Origin of the sequence: Haemophilus aegyptius (genome assembly GCF_900475885.1) — a bacterium.
In the GTDB taxonomy this organism is placed as follows: Bacteria; Pseudomonadota; Gammaproteobacteria; order Enterobacterales; family Pasteurellaceae; genus Haemophilus; species Haemophilus influenzae.
Map to the genome: position 1 here is coordinate 450,745 of NZ_LS483429.1, position 22,043 is coordinate 472,787.

General features: G+C 38.5%; 15 protein-coding genes and 2 pseudogenes. 8 read left to right on the forward strand and 9 right to left on the reverse strand.

What is annotated here, in order from left to right:
* Positions 1-55 precede the first annotated feature (55 nt).
* On the reverse strand, positions 56-1,354 hold the full coding sequence (gene tig, locus DQN49_RS02455) for a trigger factor (RefSeq protein WP_006995277.1): 1,299 nt from the start codon (positions 1,352-1,354) through the stop codon (positions 56-58).
* A 300-nt stretch (positions 1,355-1,654) separates the two neighbouring features.
* On the opposite strand from tig, the gene DQN49_RS10380 reads away from it, so the two are divergent.
* Positions 1,655-1,825 carry a PT domain-containing protein gene (locus DQN49_RS10380; protein ID WP_408609791.1) on the forward strand — a complete coding sequence of 57 codons (171 nt, stop codon included), beginning with the start codon at positions 1,655-1,657 and terminating at the stop codon, positions 1,823-1,825.
* Between the two features lie 58 nt (positions 1,826-1,883).
* On the forward strand, positions 1,884-4,862 hold the full coding sequence (locus tag DQN49_RS02460; RefSeq protein ID WP_081457549.1) for a TonB-dependent receptor domain-containing protein: 2,979 nt from the start codon (positions 1,884-1,886) through the stop codon (positions 4,860-4,862).
* A gap of 53 nt (positions 4,863-4,915) precedes the next feature.
* On the opposite strand, the pseudogene DQN49_RS10605 reads toward DQN49_RS02460, so the two are convergent.
* Positions 4,916-5,023: pseudogene (locus tag DQN49_RS10605) on the reverse strand (selenocysteine synthase); the annotation flags it as partial.
* Positions 5,024-5,094: 71 nt separating this feature from the next.
* On the opposite strand from DQN49_RS10605, the gene DQN49_RS02470 reads away from it, so the two are divergent.
* Positions 5,095-6,183, forward strand: coding sequence for an ATP-binding protein (locus DQN49_RS02470; protein ID WP_006995275.1), 1,089 nt, complete (start codon positions 5,095-5,097; stop codon positions 6,181-6,183).
* 393 nt (positions 6,184-6,576) lie between these two features.
* On the opposite strand, the gene mutS is transcribed toward DQN49_RS02470, so the two are convergent.
* The 6 genes from mutS to truD form a co-directional block, all read right to left on the reverse strand.
* Positions 6,577-9,162 (reverse strand): DNA mismatch repair protein MutS, encoded by a 2,586-nt coding sequence (mutS, locus tag DQN49_RS02475; protein WP_006995274.1) that lies wholly within the window; start codon positions 9,160-9,162, stop codon positions 6,577-6,579.
* 134 nt (positions 9,163-9,296) lie between these two features.
* A complete protein-coding gene (nlpD, locus tag DQN49_RS02480) occupies positions 9,297-10,514 on the reverse strand; it encodes a murein hydrolase activator NlpD (protein WP_006995272.1) in 1,218 nt (405 codons plus the stop codon).
* A gap of 23 nt (positions 10,515-10,537) precedes the next feature.
* Positions 10,538-10,723: a hypothetical protein gene (locus DQN49_RS02485; RefSeq protein ID WP_005654318.1), complete on the reverse strand. Its 186-nt coding sequence runs from the start codon at positions 10,721-10,723 to the stop codon at positions 10,538-10,540.
* An 8-nt stretch (positions 10,724-10,731) separates the two neighbouring features.
* Entirely contained in the window at positions 10,732-11,310 is a 579-nt protein-coding gene (locus tag DQN49_RS02490) for a YqaA family protein (protein WP_006995271.1), read from the reverse strand.
* Positions 11,311-11,318: 8 nt separating this feature from the next.
* The gene (gene surE / locus DQN49_RS02495; protein ID WP_005667683.1) at positions 11,319-12,068 is read right to left on the reverse strand and encodes a 5'/3'-nucleotidase SurE; all 750 of its coding nucleotides are present in this window, start codon (positions 12,066-12,068) and stop codon (positions 11,319-11,321) included.
* 9 nt (positions 12,069-12,077) lie between these two features.
* A complete protein-coding gene (truD, locus tag DQN49_RS02500; RefSeq protein WP_006995270.1) occupies positions 12,078-13,097 on the reverse strand; it encodes a tRNA pseudouridine(13) synthase TruD in 1,020 nt (339 codons plus the stop codon).
* 108 nt (positions 13,098-13,205) lie between these two features.
* Between truD and rraB the strand changes: the two genes are divergently transcribed.
* The 5 genes and pseudogenes from rraB to ppx all read left to right on the forward strand — a co-directional run.
* Positions 13,206-13,628 carry a ribonuclease E inhibitor RraB gene (rraB, locus tag DQN49_RS02505; protein ID WP_006995269.1) on the forward strand — a complete coding sequence of 141 codons (423 nt, stop codon included), beginning with the start codon at positions 13,206-13,208 and terminating at the stop codon, positions 13,626-13,628.
* A gap of 79 nt (positions 13,629-13,707) precedes the next feature.
* A complete protein-coding gene (gene slyD, locus DQN49_RS02510) occupies positions 13,708-14,319 on the forward strand; it encodes a peptidylprolyl isomerase (protein ID WP_006995268.1) in 612 nt (203 codons plus the stop codon).
* Positions 14,320-14,467: 148 nt separating this feature from the next.
* Positions 14,468-16,204: an autotransporter assembly complex protein TamA gene (gene tamA, locus DQN49_RS02515; protein ID WP_013527386.1), complete on the forward strand. Its 1,737-nt coding sequence runs from the start codon at positions 14,468-14,470 to the stop codon at positions 16,202-16,204.
* Positions 16,205-16,213: 9 nt separating this feature from the next.
* On the forward strand, positions 16,214-20,110 hold the full coding sequence (gene tamB / locus DQN49_RS02520; protein WP_006995266.1) for an autotransporter assembly complex protein TamB: 3,897 nt from the start codon (positions 16,214-16,216) through the stop codon (positions 20,108-20,110).
* Between the two features lie 7 nt (positions 20,111-20,117).
* Positions 20,118-21,169, forward strand: a pseudogene (ppx, locus tag DQN49_RS02525) (exopolyphosphatase); the annotation flags it as partial.
* A gap of 45 nt (positions 21,170-21,214) precedes the next feature.
* Here the strand turns inward: ppx and DQN49_RS02530 are convergent.
* Complete coding sequence (locus DQN49_RS02530; protein WP_006995264.1) at positions 21,215-21,898, reverse strand: rRNA large subunit pseudouridine synthase E; 684 nt, start codon at positions 21,896-21,898, stop codon at positions 21,215-21,217.
* Between the last annotated feature and the right edge of the window lie 145 nt (positions 21,899-22,043).

A 22,043-nucleotide genomic window follows, 5' to 3' on the forward strand; every position in this document is an offset into this window, starting at 1 on the left:
CGCTTTTATTAAAAAGAGCGACCGCACTTTTATTCAATCATAATAATATTACTTATTATGCTTGTGGATTCATAATTTCATCGAATGAAGAAACTTTTTCTGTTACTTGTGCTTTTGCAAGTACTGCATCAACAGCTTGTTCTTCCAATACTACGTTACGAATATTATTCATTAACTCTTCGTTTTTGCTGTAATATTCCACAACTTCTGCTGGCTGCTCATAAGCTGATGCAATATCTGCAATCATTGCTTTGGCGCGTTCTTCATCAGCTTTTAATTCATTAGATTTAATCACTTCAGAGAATAATAAACCCACTTGAACACGACGAGTTGCTTCAGCTTCAAATAATTCACGTGGTAACTGTGCAGTTTGTTGTGCATTACCGCCAAAACGTTGAGCTGCTTGATTGCGTAATACATTAATTTCTTCTTCTACTGCAGAAGCTGGCACATCAATCGGATTTTGTTCAATTAAACCATTGATTACTTGTTGTTTAACACGAGAAACTAACGCATTTTTCAATTCACGTTCCATATTTTTACGGATTTCTGCACGCAAATCAGCAACAGACTTAGTATTAGGACCAAATTTAGCAACAAATTCATCTGTTAATTCAGGCAACACCATATTTTCGATTTTTTTCAAAGTGATCGCAAATTTTGCTGCTTTACCTTTCAAGTTTTCTGCGTGGTATTCCGCTGGGAAAGTCACATCAATATCAAATTGCTCACCTGCTTTATGACCAACAATTCCTTCTTCAAAACCTGGAATCATACGACCTTGACCCATAAATAATACGAAGTCAGTAGCTTTACCACCTTCAAATTCTTCGCCATCTACAGAGCCAACAAAATCAATAGTGACACGATCATCTGCTTTTACAACATCTTGACTTTCAGCCCAAGTAGCTTGTTGTTTACGTAACACATCGATCATTTTATCAATGTCAGCTTCCGTGATTTCAACAGTTGGTTTTTCAACTTTGATATTTTCTAAACCTTGTAATTTAACTTCTGGATAAACCTCGAAAGTTGCAGTGAAAACTAAGTCTTTACCTTCTTCAAAAGTTTCAATAGCAAAAGTTGGACGACCTGCAATATTAATTTTTTCTGCAATAACAGCATCAAAAAAATGACGTGGTAATAAATCGTTTAATACATCTTGACGAATTGACGCACCAAAACGTTGTTCAATGATATGGGCAGGCACATGACCTTTACGGAAACCATCTACGCGCACATTTTTTGCAGCACGTTTAAATTCTTCACGAACGGCTTTAGAGACAATTTCAGTTGGAACGGTAATCGCTACGCGGCGTTCTAAACCTTGAGTTGTTTCAATATTTAATGACATTTGTTACCTCAATTAATTTGCACTCGGTCAAATCCACACCGAACACGTTTGTTAAATAAAAAGACGCTCAATTATAACGAAAGAAATCTACGCAGTCGATAAAAGAGTGATTAAAAATTAAATTTTGATGATTTTAAAATACGACTTACAAACAAAAGTGCGGTTAAAATGATTTTCTTTTATGCTCATATAAAGCAATTAGGATTTTGTACTTATTATACTTTTTTTTGATATTGATTAAATAAATTCAATTATTTAATATGTATAATAATTATTATCATTAAAAAAATAAGGAAACCTATGACCAACTTTAAATTCAGCCTGCTTGCTTGCTCTATTGCATTTGCATTAAATGCAAGCACAGTCTATGCTGCCCAACCAACCAACCAACCAACCAACCAACCAACCAACCAACCAACCAACCAACCAACCAACCAACCAACCAACCAACCAACCAACCAACCAAAATAGTAATGTTTCTGAACAACTAGAACAAATTAATGTTTCAGGCTCATCAGAAAATATTAATATCAAAGAGAAAAAAGTCGGGGAAACCCAAATTTCAGCCAAAAAATTAGCGAAACAGCAGGCGTCTGATTCTCGAGATCTCGTTCGCTATGAAACAGGTATTACGGTGGTTGAAACAGGTAGAACGGGCGCAAGTGGTTATGCTGTTCGAGGGGTTGATGAAAACCGTGTGGGTATTATGGTTGATGGACTTCGTCAAGCTGAAACCTTAAGCTCTCAAGGATTTAAGGAGTTATTTGAAGGCTATGGCAATTTTAATAATACTCGTAATAGCATTGAAATTGAAAATGTAAAACAGGCAACAATTACAAAAGGTGCTGACTCCTTAAAATCTGGTAGTGGCGCATTGGGTGGCTCTGTTATATTTGAAACTAAAGATGCTCGAGATTATCTGCTAGATAAAGATTATTATCTTTCCTATAAACGTGGCTATCAAACAATGAATAATCAAAACCTTAAGACACTTACATTAGCAGGACGTTCTAAAAAATTTGATATTTTAGTCGTTGATACAACGCGTGATGGGCACGAAATAGAAAACTACGATTATAAAATTTATCCCAACAAACAGGCTGATTTAAGTGCGGTTGGTCCTACCCGTGAAAAAGCTGATCCGTATCAAATTACCCGCCAAAGCACATTAATAAAACTGGGCTTTCAGCCTAATGAAAACCATCGCTTGAGTGTGGCATTAGATGATTCTACTTTAGAAACAAAGGGTATAGATTTGTCTTACGCTCTTAGACCATATAGTACAGCTAACAATGAAAAATACGGTGAGCGTATTATTAACGATCAATCCAAACGAAAAAATATTCAATTTAGTTATGAAAATTTCAGTCAAACGCCTTTTTGGGATCATATTAAACTAAGTTATTCTTCACAAAAAATCACCAATAAAGCACGTTCTGATGAATATTGTCATCAATCCACTTGTCCTGGTGTAAGTAATCCGCAAGGGTTAAAGTTAGTGGAAAAGGATGGCGTTTATAGCATTGTCGATAAAAATGGAGGTGAATTTAAAAGCGTAGAAGCTGGCTATTATCGTAAATTTAAGAATAATAAGGATGAAGATGTTGATAATGATATAGATTCCTCTGGAGGCTCACTTGATTCGGTCTTAATTGATTGCGAAAAATTAAATTGTGAAGGTAAAAAATTTCGGGTTTTTGTTGAAAAAGATAAAGATGGGAATGATAAATATGAGTATGAAAACCGAGATATTACCACTGAAACCTTAAATGGTAAAAAATATGGAAAAATTCCACTGAAAAAGGGAGAGAAGCCACTCTGGACTGGTGGGCCTCTACAAGAAGAATCCGCACGTTTTTTATTCCCAAAAAGCTCAGGATACAGCAACGACTTCTATAATGATCGCGATTTAAATACACATACCAAACAAATTAAACTCGATCTTGATAAAGAGTTTAATCTAGGGAGCACTCAACACAGTTTAAAATATGGTGGTTTTTATGAAAAAACACTGAAGAATATGGTCAATAACGAAGGCTATACCGCTGCAAATGTGCAATGGTGGGCTGACTATTTTTTCTGTAATAAAGCTGTGGACGGCACATTCCCTATTGAACGTAAGCCAGCACCTGGTTATAGTGCACATAGATGTGCTTTAATGAATTATGAAAACTACAAGTACACTTATTTAATCCCTGTTACCACTAAAAATAATGTGTTGTATTTTGGAGATAATGTGCAACTTACCTCTTGGCTAGGGCTAGATTTAAATTATCGCTATGACCACGTAAAATATTTACCTGGCTATGATGAAAAAACTCCCATTCCAGGTGGCTTAATTGCAGGAATATTTGTACCTTTTGATGAAAAAGATGTTGTTTATAGCACGTATATTCCTGCAGGATATAAGGATTGTCGCTATAACACTGATTGTTATAAAAATAATGTGAAAAAAAATCTTGCACTGCTATTACGCAAAACTGACTATAAACATCATTCTTACAATTTAGCGTTAAATCTTGATCCCACAGATTGGCTTCGTGTACAGCTTAAATACGCCAATGGTTTTCGTGCGCCAACCTCTGATGAAATTTATATGACATTCAAGCATCAAGATTTTTCCATTCAGCCTAACACGGATTTAAAAGCTGAAACCTCTAAAACAAAAGAAGTCGCATTCACTTTTTATAAAAACAGCAGTTATATTACGTTAAATGCATTCCAAAACGATTACCGTAATTTTATTGACTTAGTAGAAGTAGGATCACGTCCTATTGAAGGAGGCTATGCTATCACTTATCCGTTCCATCAGAACCAAAATCGAGATCGAGCAAGAGTCAGAGGTATCGAAATTGCTTCACGTCTAGAAATGGGCGATTTGTTTGAAAAACTACAAGGATTCCATTTAGGCTATAAATTTACCTATCAAAAAGGAAGAATTAAAGACAATGGATTAAATCCAAAATATAAAGAATTTTTGGATTTGAATAAAGCTGAACATCCAGAATACGAAGCCATTGCTCGTAAACCTCAACCAATGAATGCCTTACAACCAACCACATCGGTATACAATATTGGCTATGATGCACCAAGCAGAAAATGGGGAATGGATGTGTATATCACTAATGTTGCAGCCAAAAAAGCAAAAGACAGCTTTAATTCTCAATGGACAAGTATGGTTAAACGAAAAGAAAAGATTTATGGCAGTGAAACAGATGTACCAGCTTCAAAAGCAAACGGCAAAGAAGTAAAAGATTCTCGCGGATTATGGCGTAATAATCGCTATACAGTGATCGATACGATTGCCTATTGGAAACCAATTAAAAATCTTACATTTACCGCTGGTGTGTATAATTTAACCAATAAAAAATATCTCACTTGGGACTCTGCTCGCTCTATTCGACATCTTGGCACCATTAACCGAGTAAAAACAGCAACTGGTGAAGGCTTAAACCGCTTTTATGCACCAGGCAGAAATTACAGAATGTCTGTTCAGTTTGAGTTTTAATACTATGTAAAAATAATCCGCACATTTTACGTGCGGATTATTGTTTAAAGGATTTAAATATCATTACCCTGTCTAAATTCTGCTTTAAATAACTCTTCTAATTGCCCAAAATAGAGCAACAAATCCTGCTCTCCTGCTGCGTAAGGAGCTATTTCATAAAGTTTTATACATTTTTATACATTAAACGTATAATTATACATAGAGAGTATAAAACAATATAAAGAGGCTAAAAATGACACAGGTAGACCCGCTTTATTTCCCCCGTTCTGAATTAGCAGAGCGATTACTATCAAGCCTAAAAGACGGAATATTACACGCCATAACCCTTTTTGCTCCCCGTAGAATGGGAAAAACCCAATTCTTGCTTAATGACGTAAAGCCGAAAGCAGAGAAATTAGGGTTTAATGTGTTCTATTTTAGTTTTATGGATAGGACTAGTAACGAATTGGGCCATGTTTTTACACGTGAGCTAATACACTTTCTTGATGTGGTGGACGGCAAAACCAATAATTTGTTTGATAAACTAAAAGCCATTGACTTAATGGGCGTAGGCGTTGAATTACAAGATAAAAATCAAACTAAACTTGATGAATTAAGCCTTGTTCAGATTATTAATGCCATTACAGAATCTAGCGATAAACCTATTTTAATGTTACTTGATGAAATTCAAGAACTGGCAAGAGTGAGCCATACTATAGGGTTAATCCGTTCATTGCGCACTGGTTTAGATATAAATCAACAAAAGATAAAAGTGATTTTCACAGGGAGTAGCACAAATGGATTGCGGGCAATGTTTAATGACAACAAAGCACCGTTTTTTCATTTTGCACACCCTTTAGATTTCCCAAATTTAGGCAAGAATTTTACTGATTTTCTAGCCGATATTTATCACAGTAGAACAGGGCAAGAAATCGACAAAAATCAATTTTATGAACTCTTTGAACGATTTAATTTTACCCCTCTTTATATGCGTTCAATTGCTCAAGATATGATTATCAACCCGAATCTATCACTTAAACAAGCATCAGAATATAGGATTGCTCAAATGAGTGAATTAGGCGACAGTGTGAAGATATGGCGCGAATTAAGCTCAATAGAACGGGAAATACTAAAGAGCGTTGTAAATGGCGAAAATGCGCTATATAGCAAAGAAAAACGCGCCTATTTTGCTAAAGCGTTAGGGATAGAAGATATTAGCTCAAGCACAATACAAGGGAAAGTGCGAAAACTAGAAAGAAAAGAGCTGATTACACGTAACGCGAACGGCACAATAAAAATAAACAGCCCATATTTTCAAACGTGGATTAAGGAAAATAGCTAAGGCAAATATCAAACAATAAAGTGCGGTCAAAGAGATCGCATTTTTCTTTTTTGCTGGTGGCTTTAAGATGTTCAAAGTTTGATTTTAGACACTGGCAAATCATCATTTAGGGGTGCTTTCAAATTTGATTAAAAAAACAATCAAAAATCAATGAAAAAAATTTTTTAGTACCATATTTTGTACCATAATTTTAATACTAAAAAAAAATAATATCCTTATTTTTATAGCATTAGGATTTAAATTCAACTCCCATTCCCCTCAGCCAATCCATATAAACCCGCATAAATCCACGTAAACAATCCACCAGCAAAACCCAATGCGTAAGCTTCTTTATTATTGCGTATGGTAGATAAAGCACCGTAAACATTTGAATTTATCGCTAGGATATAATATTTACCCCACCATTTTCTTTAACTGATACAAATACGCCAAGGCTTGTTTAGGGCTTAAATCATCGGGATCCAGTTTTTCAATAGCCTCTCTTAGTGCATCCGTTTCTTGTTCAAACAATAATTCGCCCTGATTGTGATTGGCTTCACGCAGCGCTTGAATTTGCTCTTCGACTGAATAGCTTGAGTTTTTTTCTAATTGTGTCAATTTCTGTTTTGCTAGTTTAATGACGGATTGTGGCACGCCTGCCAAAGCCGCGACTGCCAAACCATAACTTTTACTTGCTGCGCCATCTTGTACGGCGTGCATAAAGGCGATGGTGTTGTTATGCTCAAGAGCATCTAAATGAATATTCGCGATGCCTTCTAGCTGTTCTGGCAATGCGGTTAATTCAAAATAATGGGTGGCAAATAATGTAAGCGAGCGGATTTTTTTGGCTAACCATTCCGCACAAGCCCAAGCTAAGGATAAGCCATCATAAGTGGATGTGCCGCGTCCGATTTCATCAATAAGCACGAGACTTTGCGCAGTGGCTTGATGAAGAATATTTGCCATTTCAGTCATTTCCACCATAAAGGTTGAACGCCCTGAGGCTAAATCATCAGACGCACCAATTCGAGTGAAAATACGATCAATCGGCCCAATTCGCGCGCTGTCTGCTGGCACAAAACTGCCGATATACGCCAGCAATGTAATTAATGCGGTCTGGCGCATATAAGTGCTTTTACCGCCCATATTTGGCCCAGTGATAACTAATAAATGACGATTGTGATTGAGTTCCACTGGGTTGGCGATGAAAGGATCTTTCAATACTTGTTCCACAACAGGATGGCGACCATTTTCAATTTTCACGCTCACTTCATCACAGAATGTTGGCATAACGTAATTGAGGGTGTCTGCACGCTCGGCAAGATTGACCAATACATCCAATTCAGAAAGCGCGAGGCTCGCCAGTTGCAACGCGCCTAAGTGCGGTAATAATAAATCAAATAATTCATCGTAAAGTTGCTTTTCTAATGCTAACGCTGCGCCTTTTGATTTCAGCACTTTGTCTTCATATTCTTTGAGTTCGGGAATAATATAACGCTCTGCATTTTTCAAGGTTTGGCGACGTACATAATGAATAGGCGCTTTATGCGCTTGCCCTTGGCTAATTTGAATGTAATAACCATGCACTGCATTAAAACCGATTTTTAGCGTATCAATGCCTGTGCTTTCACGCTCACGTTTTTCGAGATTTTCCAAATATTGAGTTGCGCCATCAGACAGCATACGCCATTCGTCCAACTCGGCATGGTAACCTTCAGCAATCACACCACCATCGCGAATTAAAAGCGGAGGCGTTTCAATCAATGCACGTTGCAATAAATCGCACTGCTCGCTGAAATCGGCAATTTGGCTGAAAAGTGCGGTTAAAAATAGCGGTGTTTTTTGTTGCACAATCGCGCGTAATGCTGGAATTTGTTCTAACGCCGTGCGCAAACGAGTGAGATCGCGTGGACGAGCTGAACGTAGCGCAACACGCGCTAAAATACGCTCCATATCACCGACTAATTGCAAATAAGGCTGAAGTTCATCGACTAAATCAAAATTCAGAATTTCCGCAATCGCTTGTTGGCGTTGTTCTAATTTTTCCACATCACGAATAGGCTGATGAATCCAACGTTTCAATAAGCGACTGCCCATTGGCGTAACGCATTTATCCAATACAGACGCTAGCGTATTTTCTGTGCCACCCGCAAGATTTTGTGTTAATTCAAGATTTCTGCGCGTGGCGACATCTAACTGAATGCAGTCTTGATTTTGAATCAAGCTAATGCTTTGAATATGGGGTAATGCGGTACGTTGCGTTTCTTTTGCATATTGCAATAAACAACCAGCCGCACTTAAGCCTAGAGGGGATTTTTCCACACCAAAGGCACGTAAATCTTTTGTGCCAAATTGATGATTTAATAACGTAATGGCTGTGCTAAGTTCAAATTCCCAAATCGGGCGACGGCGTAATCCCTTACAATGTTCAATCGCAGCCATTTCATTAAATTCTTCACAATACAGCAATTCCACAGGTGCAATACGTTGTAATTCCGCACGCAAAGTTTCTTTGTCCGCAGGTTCACAAAGCTGAAAACGGCCAGAGGTCATATCTAAAGTGGCTAATCCAAATTTTTCTTTTTCTTGATATACCGCAGCAATCAGATTATCTTGGCGTTCAGGCAAAAGCGCTTCATCACTTACTGTCCCAGGTGTAACAATTCGCACAATTTGACGTTCCACTGGTCCTTTACTCGTCGTTGGATCGCCAATCTGTTCGCAAATCGCCACAGATTCACCTAACTGCACTAATTTTGCTAAATAACCTTCCACCGCATGATAAGGCATTCCTGCCATCGGAATGGGCTGTCCTGCAGATTGACCTCGTTTCGTTAAAGAAATATCCAACAATGCCGCCGCTTTTTTCGCATCGTCATAAAACAACTCGTAAAAATCCCCCATGCGATAAAACAACAAAATATCTGGATTCTCCGCTTTGAGTTTTAGATATTGCTGCATCATTGGCGTATGTTGTTGGAAATTTTCTTCGGAAATCATCTAATTACCTGCTTTGAAACTGAATAAAGATAGGTTTTGTGGCTGTTATTTTAGGTGCCGAAAGGGGAAAAAGCCAGATAAAAAAGTGCGGTAAAAATTTGTTGAGATTTTTTACCGCACTTTTTACAGGAAGATTAACGTCTTGGGAGGTAACGTACTGGATCTACTGATTTGCCTTTGTAACGAACTTCAAAATGGAGTTTTACAGCATTCGTGCCAGAACTTCCCATTTTGGCGATGTCTTGACCTGCTTTGACTTCTTGTTGATCGACGACAAGAATTTTGTCGTTATGCGCATAGGCACTTAAAAAATCATCATTATGTTTGATGATAATTAAATTACCGTAACCACGTAAAGCATTGCCTGCATACACTACTCGCCCTGCTGCAGCCGCTTTTACAGCTTGTCCTCGTGAACCACTAATATCAATTCCTTTGTTACCGCCATCTGTGCTTGAGAAACCTTGGATGATATTACCTGAAGTCGGCCATTGCCACGCAACATTTGAGGCGATTGGCGCAACGACATTGGAATTAATTGGTGTGCTATTCGCATTATTTACAGATGATGTAACCTGTGTTGATGAAGTTGCCACAGGTACACTAGACGATGTGCCAGCCTCTGATTTAATGGGGCCAATAATAGTACCGTCAGATCCTATTTGAGTACCGTTTGCGCCTGGAGTATAAGTGACTGCAGGTTTAACTGGCATTGCTGTTGATGCTGTGACTGCAGGTTGTTTTACAGAAACCGTTGTAGTAACCGTTTTTGTGCTACAATTAGAAATCTTTAAAACTTGCCCTAAACTTAAATTATAAGGTTCGGATAGGTTATTCAACGCCGCCAATTCTTTTACATCAATCCCCGCCAAGTAAGCGATTAAGAACATTGTATCGCCTTTGTTTACTTTATAGGTATTGCCTTTGTAAGAGCCTTTTGAGATTTTGCTGTAATCTGGCACATTGGTATTTGGATTACGTGGGATATTAATATGCTGTCCATCTACACAATCAGCGACTGTTTTGGTAACTGTTTTTGTTTGTACTGTCGGTGCGCTAACTACGGTTTTCGGAGAGGGTTGAAATGCAGGTTGTGCAGGTGCTGTTGGCATTGTTGGTTGTTGATTAATCGGTTGAAAATTTGGTTGTGGCGTGACCATATTTCCGATTGTAGGTAATGAATTTTTTTGAATTTCAGGTTGCCAAGCACCACCTACATTACTGCCATTTACAGATTGCATTACACTAGGGGAAAAATTTCCATCTGCATCAGAAATAGGTGCAGGAAAATTAGAGGTACAAGCCGATAATACAACAAGACTCAAAGGGAGTAAGAGAAATGATTTTTTCATAGTTATTCCTTATTGTTCCGTTATTATTTCATTTGTGTTGGTATCGTATTTTTTTGAATTTCTGGCATAAAACTACCGCCAGCAACGGCACCTGTGCCTTCTACTGGTTGCATAATGCCATTTGGTAATGCGTCTGGATCTTTAACTGGTTCAGATGCACATCCAACCAAAAGAAATCCAGCTACTAAAACAAGACTTAATTTGTTCATTTTCTATCCTAATTTTTCAGTATAAAATAAGCGATTATAGCCAGTACAACCACTGACCAGCCAATAATCTCAATAGATTTTCGCAATTTTGCTGCGAATTTTTCACCGCCCCATGCAGCTAATTTTGCTACTAGCAAGAAACGTGCTAAACGTGAAACAAATGCGGTGATAACAAAAGGGAAAAATGCCATTTGCATCACGCCAGAGCAGAGCGTAAACACCTTGTAAGGAATTGGGCTAAAACCCGCCACAAACACAACTAATACACCCCATTGCTCAAACCAACTGACGGCTTTTGCCCAATGCGCAGCATATCCCCATTGTTGCACAATGTTTTCCACCCAGTCCGTTGCATAAAAACCAATAGCATAACCGATAATTCCGCCGATTACAGACGCAATTGCCGTATAAAATGCAAATTTCACCGCACCTTTTGGCTTTGACATAGACATTGGGATCAACATCACATCGGGCGGAATAGGAAAAAATATCGCCTCGATAAAACTTACAAAAGAGAGCCAAGAAACAGCAAAACGATGTTTTGACCATTCCATCGTTTTATCGTACATCGTGCCGAAAATTTTCATATTTTTCTCTATTTGGTAAATTCCTGATCTAACCAATTTTGCAAAGAAAGCAATGAATGATATGCGGTAAGATCCGCTTGAATTGGTGTGATAGACACATAACCATTCTTCACGGCATAAAAATCTGTTCCTTCGCTTTCATCTTCGGGTAATGCTGAAGGACCAATCCAATAAATGGTTTCATCACGAGGATCTTTTTGCTTAATCACTTCTGCTGAAGATGCGCGGTAACCCAAGCGACAAACCTTGTAGCCTTTTAATTCTTCAAAAGGCAAATCAGGCACATTGATATTAATAATTTCACGAGGGTTTAATAATTGATGATGTAATTTAGGAATGAGATCACATACCACTCGTGCTGCTGTTTCATAATGCTGACGACCATCTAACGAAACCGCAATAGCGGGCAGTCCTAAATGGCGACCTTCAAGGGCTGCAGCTAATGTGCCTGAATAAATCGTATCATCGCCCATATTACAACCCGCATTAATGCCTGATACCACTAAATCCACTTGGCCAGATAAAAATCCGTTTAACGCTAAATGTACGCAATCTGCAGGCGTGCCATTTACACAATAATCGCCATTATCTAAATGGCGTGGGCGTAATGGCTCAACCAATGTGAGCGAGCTTGATGCTGCACTTCGATTACGATCGGGTGCAACAATAATGACTTCTGCAATTTTTCTTAATTCCGTTGCTAAAACTTGAATGCCTTCCGCGTGAAAACCATCATCATTACTAACTAAAATTCGCATTATATTTCCTTATTCTTCTGTGTAATTTACTAACTCACGAACTAATGCCGTGGCATAACTGCCTGCTGGCAAATAAAATTTTAAACGCAAGCCTTCTGGCTCAAATGCCCAAGAAAACCCTTTTGCTTTCATTAACAATGGGCGACGCGCCGCTTTCATTCTTTCTTGTTTCATTAAAGGATCGAAAACTGAATGTTGATTTACGATTTCATTTTCAATCTCACTCGCCACCAAAATATCTTCGCCAATTAAAGGGGCAGTAAGCAAAATATCTTGATTTTCTAACCGCACTTGCAAGGCAGTTAAGTCTTCTTTTTCATCCGCTTTGAACCAACTATGCGAACCTGCTAATTGCACAATATCATTTGGCAAAACTTGATTTGTTGCGCTCTTTGCAATACGCGCAGCCACAACTAAATTAAAAATTTCACTGCGTGCGGCGGAAAGATAAAAACTGCGTTTTTTGCGATCTTTTACCTTGATTTCCCCTTGAGCCCAACGCAAGGCTTGCGTGAGGTTATGACCTTCCCGACCAAAACGTTGTTCCGTAAAATAATTGGGGAAACCAAAATTTGCCACAAAATCCAACCGCACTTTAAGCTCATCAGATTCTTCTGCACCGCGTAATAAAATATCGAAATAATTTCCCTCAAGGCTACCCGTGCGAATTTTTCGGTTATGTCGAGTAACCGTTAAAATCTCTACGCCATCTAATTCAAATTGACTGAAATCGGGCGTTTCCATTCCTGGCATTTGCAAGCAAAACCATTGTTCTGTCACCGCTCGACGATCTTTCAACCCTGCATATCCCATATTGCGTTCAGAAACACCAGCAAATTTAGCTAATTTTTCGCCAACAAATAAGGTGTTGCAATCTGTTTTGCGTACATACAACGCAACAAACTCCCCTTCGCCTGACATTTCATAGCCTAAATGCTCTTTTACAATAAAATCCGCACATTCAGCCTTTAAAAGTGCGGTGGTTTTTGGCGGAGTTTTTAATGCCAAATAAGGGAGTTGTTCGAGCATAGTTAAGGGCTCTTTTTTATCGAAAATAATTGTGCGAAATTCTATGCGACTTTTCGTGATTTATCCACTAAAATAACCGCACTTTTGTTCTTGTTGAAGGATTTTATTATGTCAAAATTGGCTGAATTACAAGCAGAAACCCGTGAAATTATCGAAGATTTACTTAATGATGGCAGTGATCCAAATGCGCTTTATATTATTGAACATCACATTGCACACCACGATTTTGATTTGTTAGAAAAAATTGCGGTTGATGCGTTTAAAGCGGGCTATGAAGTTTCCGAAGCGGAAGAATTTAAAGATGATGACGGTAAACCAATTTTCTGTTTTGACATCATCAGTGAAGTAGAATTAAAAGCTGAAATTATCGATGCACAACAAAAAGAAATCCTTCCGTTATTAGAAAAACATAATGGTATTTACGACGGTTGGGGAACTTATTTTGAAGACCCAAATGCCGATGACGATGAATACGGTGACGATGGGGAATTTTTTGATGATGAAGATGAAGAAGAGCCTCGTGTTCATTAATCCGTAAAGTCTTGCGCGCGGAATAATTTTCGCTACAATGGTACGACTTTTTTAACGGATTTTTTATAAGGAAAACATAATGAAAGTAGAAAAAAATGTAGTGGTGAGCATTTCTTACCAAGTTCGCACGCAAGATGGCGTATTGGTCGATGAAGCACCAGCGAATCAACCACTAGAATATTTACAAGGTCACAATAATTTAGTAATCGGTCTTGAAAAAGCACTTGAAGGTAAAGAAGTAGGCGACAAATTTGAAGTACGTGTACAACCTGAAGAAGGTTATGGTGCATACAGCGAAAATATGGTTCAACGTGTACCAAAAGATGTATTCCAAGGTGTTGATGAATTTGAAGTGGGTATGCGTTTTTTAGCGGATACTGACATTGGCCCAGTTCCAGTAGTGATTACTGAAATCGATGGCGATGAAGTTGTGGTTGATGGAAACCATATGTTAGCAGGTCAAGAATTACACTTCACCGTTGAAGTTGTCGCAACACGTGAAGCAACGTTAGAAGAAATTGCACACGGTCATGTTCACGGTGCGCATAGCCACCATCATGATGATGACGAAGAAGGTCACAGTTGTGGCTGTGGCGGGCATCATCACCATCACGACCATGATCATGAGCACAGCGGATGTTGTGGCGGTGGTCACGGACATGGTCACAGCGGATGCTGCGACAGTCATTAATTTAAAAAAACTGAGAAAAATACCGCACTTTAGCAATAAAGTGCGGTATTTTTTGTTAAAAACGAGACAAAATGTGCTGAAAATATTGGATCCTTGCGAACTTCTCGGTAGACTATGGAGCAATTCACTCAAAAACTTTTGTCCTAAAATGAATAAAACACTGTCAAAACTCACCGCACTTTTTTTAGCATTAAGTTGCTTTCCTGCATTTGCTGAACAAACTGTAGATATTGAAGTTCAGGGCATTCGTGGTTTTCGTGCTGTGCGCAATACAGATCTCAATGTTCATCTGATTAACAAAGAAGAAATGGACGGTTCTGAACGCTATCAACATTTAGTGACTCAAGCGGTTGATCGCGGTTTGCGTGTGTTTGGTTATTATGAATCTTCCGTACGTTTTGAGCGAAAACAGCGTCAAGGTAAACGCGATTTATTAATTGCTCATGTTACACCAGGCGAGCCAACAAAAATTGCGGGCACTGATGTGCAAATTAAGGGAGAGGCAACACAAGATGAAAATTTTGATGGGCTGCGTAAAAATTTGCCCAAAGAAGGCGTTTTGGTTGAACACCAAACTTATGATGATTACAAAACAGCGATTTCACGTTTGGCATCAAATCGTGGATATTTTGATGGCGAATTTAAAATTTCACGTTTAGAAATTAGCCCAGAAACCCATCAAGCATGGTGGCGAATGTTATTTGATAGTGGCGTTCGTTATCATTATGGCAATATTACTTTTAGTCATTCACAAATTCGTGATGATTACCTAAATAACATTCTTAATATCAAATCTGGCGAGCCGTATCTAATGAATAGTTTGTCGGATTTAACCAGTGATTTCTCATCTTCAAATTGGTTTAGTTCGGTATTGGTTCAGCCTAATGTAAATCATAAAAACAAAACAGTGGATGTGGAAATTATTCTTTATCCACGTAAAAAAAATGCGATGGAACTGGGTGTGGGCTTTGCCACTGATGGCGGCGTTCACGGACAAATAGGCTGGACAAAACCTTGGATTAATAGCCGTGGACATAGTTTGCGTTCAAATCTTTATCTCTCTGCACCGAAACAAACTCTAGAAGCAACTTATCGAATGCCACTGCTTAAAAATCCATTAAATTATTACTATGATTTTGCCGTCGGTTGGGAAGGGGAAAAAGAGAATGATACCAATACGAGAGTGCTTACGTTGTCAGCGTTACGTTATTGGAATAATGCGCATGGTTGGCAATATTTTGGCGGACTTCGTACGCGATACGACAGTTTTACACAAGCGGATATCACTGATAAAACCTTACTTCTTTATCCAACTGTTGGATTTACTCGCACTCGATTACGTGGTGGTTCCTTTGCCACTTGGGGCGATGTGCAAAAAATTACTTTTGATTTAAGCAAACGAATTTGGCTATCAGAATCTTCTTTTATAAAAGTTCAAGCATCTAGCGCGTGGGTTCGTACTTATGCAGAAAATCATCGTATCGTTGCTCGTGCTGAAATCGGGTATTTACATACAAAAGATATTGAAAAAATTCCGCCTACACTGCGTTTCTTTGCTGGTGGCGATCGTAGTGTGCGCGGTTACGGCTATAAAAAAATTGCGCCTAAAAATAAAAACGGAAAATTAGTTGGTGGTTCGCGATTGCTTACCACTTCTTTAGAATATCAATATCAAGTTTATCCGAATTGGTGGGCGGCAACCTTTGCAGATAGTGGCTTAGCCGCTAATGATTACACAGAAAAAGAGCTGCGTTATGGCGCAGGCGTTGGTGTGCGTTGGGCATCGCCAGTTGGTGCGATTAAATTTGATATTGCCACACCCATTCGTGATAAAGATAACAGCAAAAATATTCAATTTTACATTGGACTTGGTACAGAAATTTAAGGTGAATTTATGACAGAACAAATACAAGCATCAGAAACTTCACCAAAATCACCTGAGAAACCTAATAAAAAACATTGGGTACGCAAGGCTGTTTGTATCGGAAGTGCGGTCATTTTTATACCTGTTTTAGGTGTTGCTGGGACGCTTTCTTTCGATGCGGGGCAAAGAGGTTTAATTCAACTTGTCGATAAAATGCTTGATAGTTTTTCCGTTGAGCAAATTGAAGGCGGATTACAAAATGGCTTGGTGTTAAAGAATGTTCGTTATCAAACCGCTGGGATTGAGACACATATTGCACAAGCACGTTTACAGCTCGATTTTGGTTGTTTGCTTTCACGTGAAGTTTGTTTACGAGACTTCACCTTAAATAAACCGACGATTGCGATTAATACTGCATTATTGCCTCCATCGGCACCTGATAATTCAAAGTCTGGCTCAATGAAGCGTATTTCCTTGCCAATTAGTATCAATGCAGAAAATTTGGTGGTGCAAGATTTATCTGTAAACATTGATCAGACTAGTATTACGCTTGGAAATTTTAAAAGTGCGGTAAGTTTAAATAATGAAAAAGGCTTAACTATTGCGCCGACTGAAATTAACGATATTTCAGTGATTGCAAAAAAATTGTCTGAAGTTAAATCAGATCTGAAAGCCGAACAGCCGAATAAGCCTGTAGATTGGGCTACGATTGAGCAATCTTTAACGCCTGCTTTTTTAGGTAATGTATCAGAAATCATTCTTCCTTTTGATTTACATATTCCTGAAATTTCAGGCAAAAACTGGCAGTATCAAGCAGTGAATGAAAAAGGCGAAACGCTTCAATCTGTTGAAATGTCTAGTTTAATTGCACAGGCGGATACCGTCGATAACCAACTGCAATTACAAAAATTAGCGGTAGAAAGCTCGTTGGGTAATCTTTCTTCACAAGGTAAATTACAACTTGATGGCGATATGCCTCTCGATTTAACTTTAAAATCCCATTTGGAGCCATTGAAATCTGATGGAAAAGAAATTTTACCCGCGAGTGATGTGGATCTTGCACTTTCGGGATCATTGAAAAAATCTACCGCACTTTCTTTGAAAACAAAAGGCGTATTAGATGCTGAACTGAATGGCGACGTGCAATTAGCACAAGATAAAATGCCCTTAAACCTCACATTAAACGTGGCAAAAGGACAATACACTTTTGTAAACACAATGACGCCACTCAAAATTAATGATGTGACGCTTAAACTCACAGGGGATTTACTAAATTATCACGCTGAACTTAAGGGCAATGTAGTAGGAATGAATTATATTCCCGCATCTCAAGTGGAACTTAATGCCGACGGCAAACTTTATGAAGTCACCGTCAATAAATTGGGGATAGATTCATTAGACGGTAAAAGTGAATTTGTGGGGACTGCAAACTGGAAAGAGGGTGCAAACTGGGATATTCAAGCCGATTTAGAAAAAATGAATATTGGTTTTTTTGTTCCTGTAATGCCTGCAACACTATCTGGTAAATTGCATTCACGTGGTTTTGCAGGCTCTCAAGGATGGCAAGTGGAAGTACCAGTAGCCGATTTAAACGGAATGCTTTCTGCAAAACCTATCAGTTTAAAAGGTTCTGCAACGCTCAATCAAAATGTACTTCTAACAGTGCCTGATTTACAGATTAGATATGGCGAAAATTATCTTAAAGCCAGTGGCGTATTAGATGATCATTCTGATTTTGCACTAGATATAAATGCACCAAATTTACGTGGATTATGGTCAGATTTAAAAGGGCGAGTAAAAGGTCGAGTAGCGATTTCTGGTCAAATTACGACACCTAATCTTGATCTTGATTTAACTTCATCTAATTTACATTTACAGGGTTTTCAGTTAGCCAAAGCAAGTATAAAAGGTCATATAAACAATGCCTCACTCTCGAGTGGAAAATTGAATATTAAAGCAGAACAACTTCATTATGGCGAAAATATTAAACTCCATTTACTTGATCTTGATTTATCAGGCGATGAACAAAATCACAAACTAAGCCTAAAATCTCAAGGCGAGCCTGTTGCTGCAAATTTACAAATTAACGGACATTTTGACCGCACTTTGGAACAGTGGAAAGGCACAATTTCCCAAGCAAAATTCGAAACTCCGATTGGCGATGTAAAATCCAACCAAGCGATTGCGGTGTCCTACGATAACAAACAAACACAAGCCAATATTGCCTCACATTGCTGGCAAAACACCGATGTAGAATTATGTTTCCCACAAGCATTCAATGCAGGCAAGCAAGGCAATATTCCTTTCCAATTTAAACGTGTTAATTTGGATTTAGTGAATAAACTTATCGAACAAAACAGCCTCAAAGGCAATTTACAAGTGCAAGGAAATGTGGCTTGGTTTACGGATAAACCATTCCAATTTACCGCCAACGTAGATGGCAATCATTTAGCCTTCTCTCAAAAATTGGATTACCGTACATTTAAATTGGATATTCCAAAATTAACCCTTAACGCCGACATTCAAAATAATAATTTGGTTTTAAAAACAGACATCAATGTGCATAATCAAGGCAGAATTGTTGGCGATATTCATTTAAATGACCTGGCTAAAAATCGCCAACTTGGCGGTAGCCTTGCGATAGAACGATTAAGTTTGAGTATTGCGAATCAACTACTCACTCAAGGCGAATCCGTGAATGGAGAAGTGGTATCAAAATTGCGTTTCGGTGGGAATTTAGAGAAACCATTATTAAATGGTGACTTCAATATTCGTAATATTCGTACCAAATTAAAATCTATGCCAGTCAATATTACTGATGGCGATATTGCCCTGCGCTTTAATGGTAACCGTTCAACATTGCAAGGGAAAATCAAAACAGTAGATAGTCACTTAAACTTAACTGGACGTGCAAACTGGGCTAATATTGAACATTGGACAACAGAATTAAATGCGCAAGCAAATAATTTCAACGTGGATATTCCTTCTATGGCGAAGCTACGTTTCAGTCCAAATATCACGATAAAAGCCAATCCGAAGGAATTGAATTTAAGCGGAACAGTGGATATTCCTTGGGCGCGTATTAAAATTGACAGTCTGCCAGATACTGCTGAGCCAGTGAGTGAAGATGAAGTTATTTTAAATGGCCCGCACAAGAGCAAAGAAGAACTGATTAAACGTGAATTTGCCGCAAAAACAAAATCAGGAATGGAAATTCGCTCTGATTTACGCATCAATATTGGTAAAGACGTTAGCCTTGATGCCTATGGCTTAAAAACCAATCTTGATGGTTTACTTTCTGTGAAACAAGATAAAGGCAATTTAGGTTTATTCGGTCAAATCAATTTAACCAAAGGTCGCTATGCTTCTTTCGGGCAAGATTTACTCATTCGTAAAGGACTTATTAGCTTTTCTGGGCAAGCGACACAACCTACATTGAATATTGAGGCTATTCGTAATCCTGAAACAATGGAAGACAGCAAAATTACTGCTGGCGTGAGAGTGATTGGCATAGCTGATAGCCCAGAAGTCACTATTTTCAGTGAACCAAGCAAACCACAAGATCAAGCACTTTCTTATTTATTAACAGGTCGTTCGTTAGAAAGCAGCGGAGAAGTGGGTTCAACGGGATCAGTTGGCGCAGCATTGATTGGTTTAGGCATTTCAAAGAGCGGTAAATTAGTGGGCAGTATTGGCGAAGTTTTTGGTATTCAAGACTTAAACCTTGGTACATCTGGCGTGGGCGATAAATCCAAAGTGACGGTAAGTGGTAATATTACCAATCGCTTACAAATAAAATATGGCGTAGGTTTATTTGATGGCTTAGCAGAAGTTACATTACGTTATCGCCTAATGCCACAGCTTTATTTTCAATCCGTTTCTAGTACAAACCAAGTGTTTGATTTACTTTATAAATTTGAATTTTAGGAATGTTATGAATGACGCTATTTTAGAACCCAAACATCGTGGCAATGTACGTGAAATTGCCGCGATTGATCTTGGCTCAAACAGCTTTCATATGATTGTTGCGCGTATTGTAAACGGCTCAATCCAAGTGCTTTCGCGCTTAAAACAAAAAGTTAAACTCGCAGAAGGTTTAGACGAAAATGCCGTGCTTAATCAAGAGGCCATCACACGTGGCGTGAATTGCTTAGCCTTATTTGCTGAACGTTTACAAGGATTTCCTGTTGAAAATGTCAATGTGGTTGGTACTTATACGTTACGAAGAGCGGTGAATAATGACGAATTTTTACGTCAAGCAGCCAAAGTTTTCCCCTATCCCATTAATATTATTAGTGGGCAAACTGAAGCGAAAACCATCTACGCTGGCGTATGCCACACTCAACCAGAAAAAGGCAGAAAGCTTGTTATAGATATTGGTGGTGGCTCGACAGAAATGATTATCGGCGATGATTTCACGCCGCTTATAGCTGAAAGCCGACATATGGGATGCGTGAGTTTTGCGACTCAATTTTTTACCGATGGCATCATTTCCCCAGAAAACTTTCAACGAGCGCGCCAAAGTGCGGTCAATAAAATCGAAGATTTAGGCCTTGCATATCGCAAATTAGGTTGGCAATCTGTGCTCGGCTCATCGGGGACGATTAAAACTGTTGCGCAAGTCATTGCGACTAATCTCGATCCAAATGGAACCATTACAGCCGAGCGATTAAATGCTCTAATTGAACAAACACTACAAGCCAAGCATTTTACCGAGCTAAATATTAACGGTTTAAACCAAGACCGCGTGGATGTTTTTGTACCCGGTTTAGCAATTTTAAGTGCAGTGTTTGACGTTTTTCATATTCAACAAATGCGCTATTCTGACGGTGCATTGCGCGAAGGCGTCATTTATAGCCTAGAAAAAACTTCCAAGTTGCAGATATTCGAGCGCGCACCGCTTGAGGGTTAAGTGAGCAATTCAATATTGACCAAGCTCAAGCTCATCGCGTTGCGGATAGTGCTAATTTACTCAGTGCACAATATTTATGGGAGAAAAAATTTAGGGCAAACTAAATACTTGCCCTATTTTTATAATTTGACGGTCTGAAATAACGCTTTTATTTCATCCAATGATAATAATCTAAATGAGCCATTTTCTAATCCATTAATAGATAATGAGCCCATACTCACTCTCACTAATCGTAAAGTGGGGAAACCAATATGCGCAGTCATTCTCCGCACTTGGCGGTTGCGCCCTTCACTAATCTTAATTTCTAACCAGCTTGTGGGAATATTTTTCCGTTCTCGGATAGGTGGATTGCGTTCCCATAAATTTGGCTCTGAAATTAACCGCACTTTAGCGGGTTTAGTCACGCCATCTTTAAGTTCTACACCTTTTCTGAGTTGTGCTAAATCGGTTTCTTCAGGGATACCTTCCACTTGCACCCAATAGGTTTTTTCTGTTTTAAATTTGGGATCTGCCAAACGATGTTGTAATTCGCCATTATTGGTTAAAATCAGTAATCCTTCACTGTCTCTATCTAATCGACCTGCCGCATAAACATTTGGAATTGAAATAAAATCTTTCAGGGTAGCACGCCCTTGTTCGTCGGTAAATTGCGTGAGTACATCAAAAGGTTTATTGAATAACACAACTTTGGTTTCATCCAACGACAGCGTTTGGGGCTTTGATTTTGGTTTAAAAGTGCGGTAAAAATTAACCGCACTTTTTCCTTTAGACGGCAATTTCCCCACTAAAAAATTCTTCTTCATTGAATTAGATTTCTATTTTGAAAGGCTTGCAACATCATAGCAAAACTTCAAGCTGTAGTAATGATGATTACTTGAGTTAATCTAAAAAACTAAAAAGGCTAAGCCAGTAAAAACTGAACTTAGCCTCTCAATTAAATTTTCAAAA

What these genes read in the sequence shown, in the direction of transcription:
- DQN49_RS10380 (WP_408609791.1), top strand. Translation starts at nt 1,655, where the DNA reads ATGACCAACTTTAAATTCAGCCTGCTTGCTTGCTCTATTGCATTTGCA.
- slyD (WP_006995268.1), top strand. Translation starts at nt 13,708, where the DNA reads ATGAAAGTAGAAAAAAATGTAGTGGTGAGCATTTCTTACCAAGTTCGC.
- rraB (WP_006995269.1), top strand. Translation starts at nt 13,206, where the DNA reads ATGTCAAAATTGGCTGAATTACAAGCAGAAACCCGTGAAATTATCGAA.
- nlpD (WP_006995272.1), bottom strand. Translation starts at nt 10,514, where the DNA reads ATGAAAAAATCATTTCTCTTACTCCCTTTGAGTCTTGTTGTATTATCG.
- tig (WP_006995277.1), bottom strand. Translation starts at nt 1,354, where the DNA reads ATGTCATTAAATATTGAAACAACTCAAGGTTTAGAACGCCGCGTAGCG.
- DQN49_RS02470 (WP_006995275.1), top strand. Translation starts at nt 5,095, where the DNA reads ATGACACAGGTAGACCCGCTTTATTTCCCCCGTTCTGAATTAGCAGAG.
- tamA (WP_013527386.1), top strand. Translation starts at nt 14,468, where the DNA reads ATGAATAAAACACTGTCAAAACTCACCGCACTTTTTTTAGCATTAAGT.
- mutS (WP_006995274.1), bottom strand. Translation starts at nt 9,162, where the DNA reads ATGATTTCCGAAGAAAATTTCCAACAACATACGCCAATGATGCAGCAA.
- DQN49_RS02530 (WP_006995264.1), bottom strand. Translation starts at nt 21,898, where the DNA reads ATGAAGAAGAATTTTTTAGTGGGGAAATTGCCGTCTAAAGGAAAAAGT.
- DQN49_RS02490 (WP_006995271.1), bottom strand. Translation starts at nt 11,310, where the DNA reads ATGAAAATTTTCGGCACGATGTACGATAAAACGATGGAATGGTCAAAA.
- tamB (WP_006995266.1), top strand. Translation starts at nt 16,214, where the DNA reads ATGACAGAACAAATACAAGCATCAGAAACTTCACCAAAATCACCTGAG.
- DQN49_RS02485 (WP_005654318.1), bottom strand. Translation starts at nt 10,723, where the DNA reads ATGAACAAATTAAGTCTTGTTTTAGTAGCTGGATTTCTTTTGGTTGGA.
- truD (WP_006995270.1), bottom strand. Translation starts at nt 13,097, where the DNA reads ATGCTCGAACAACTCCCTTATTTGGCATTAAAAACTCCGCCAAAAACC.
- surE (WP_005667683.1), bottom strand. Translation starts at nt 12,068, where the DNA reads ATGCGAATTTTAGTTAGTAATGATGATGGTTTTCACGCGGAAGGCATT.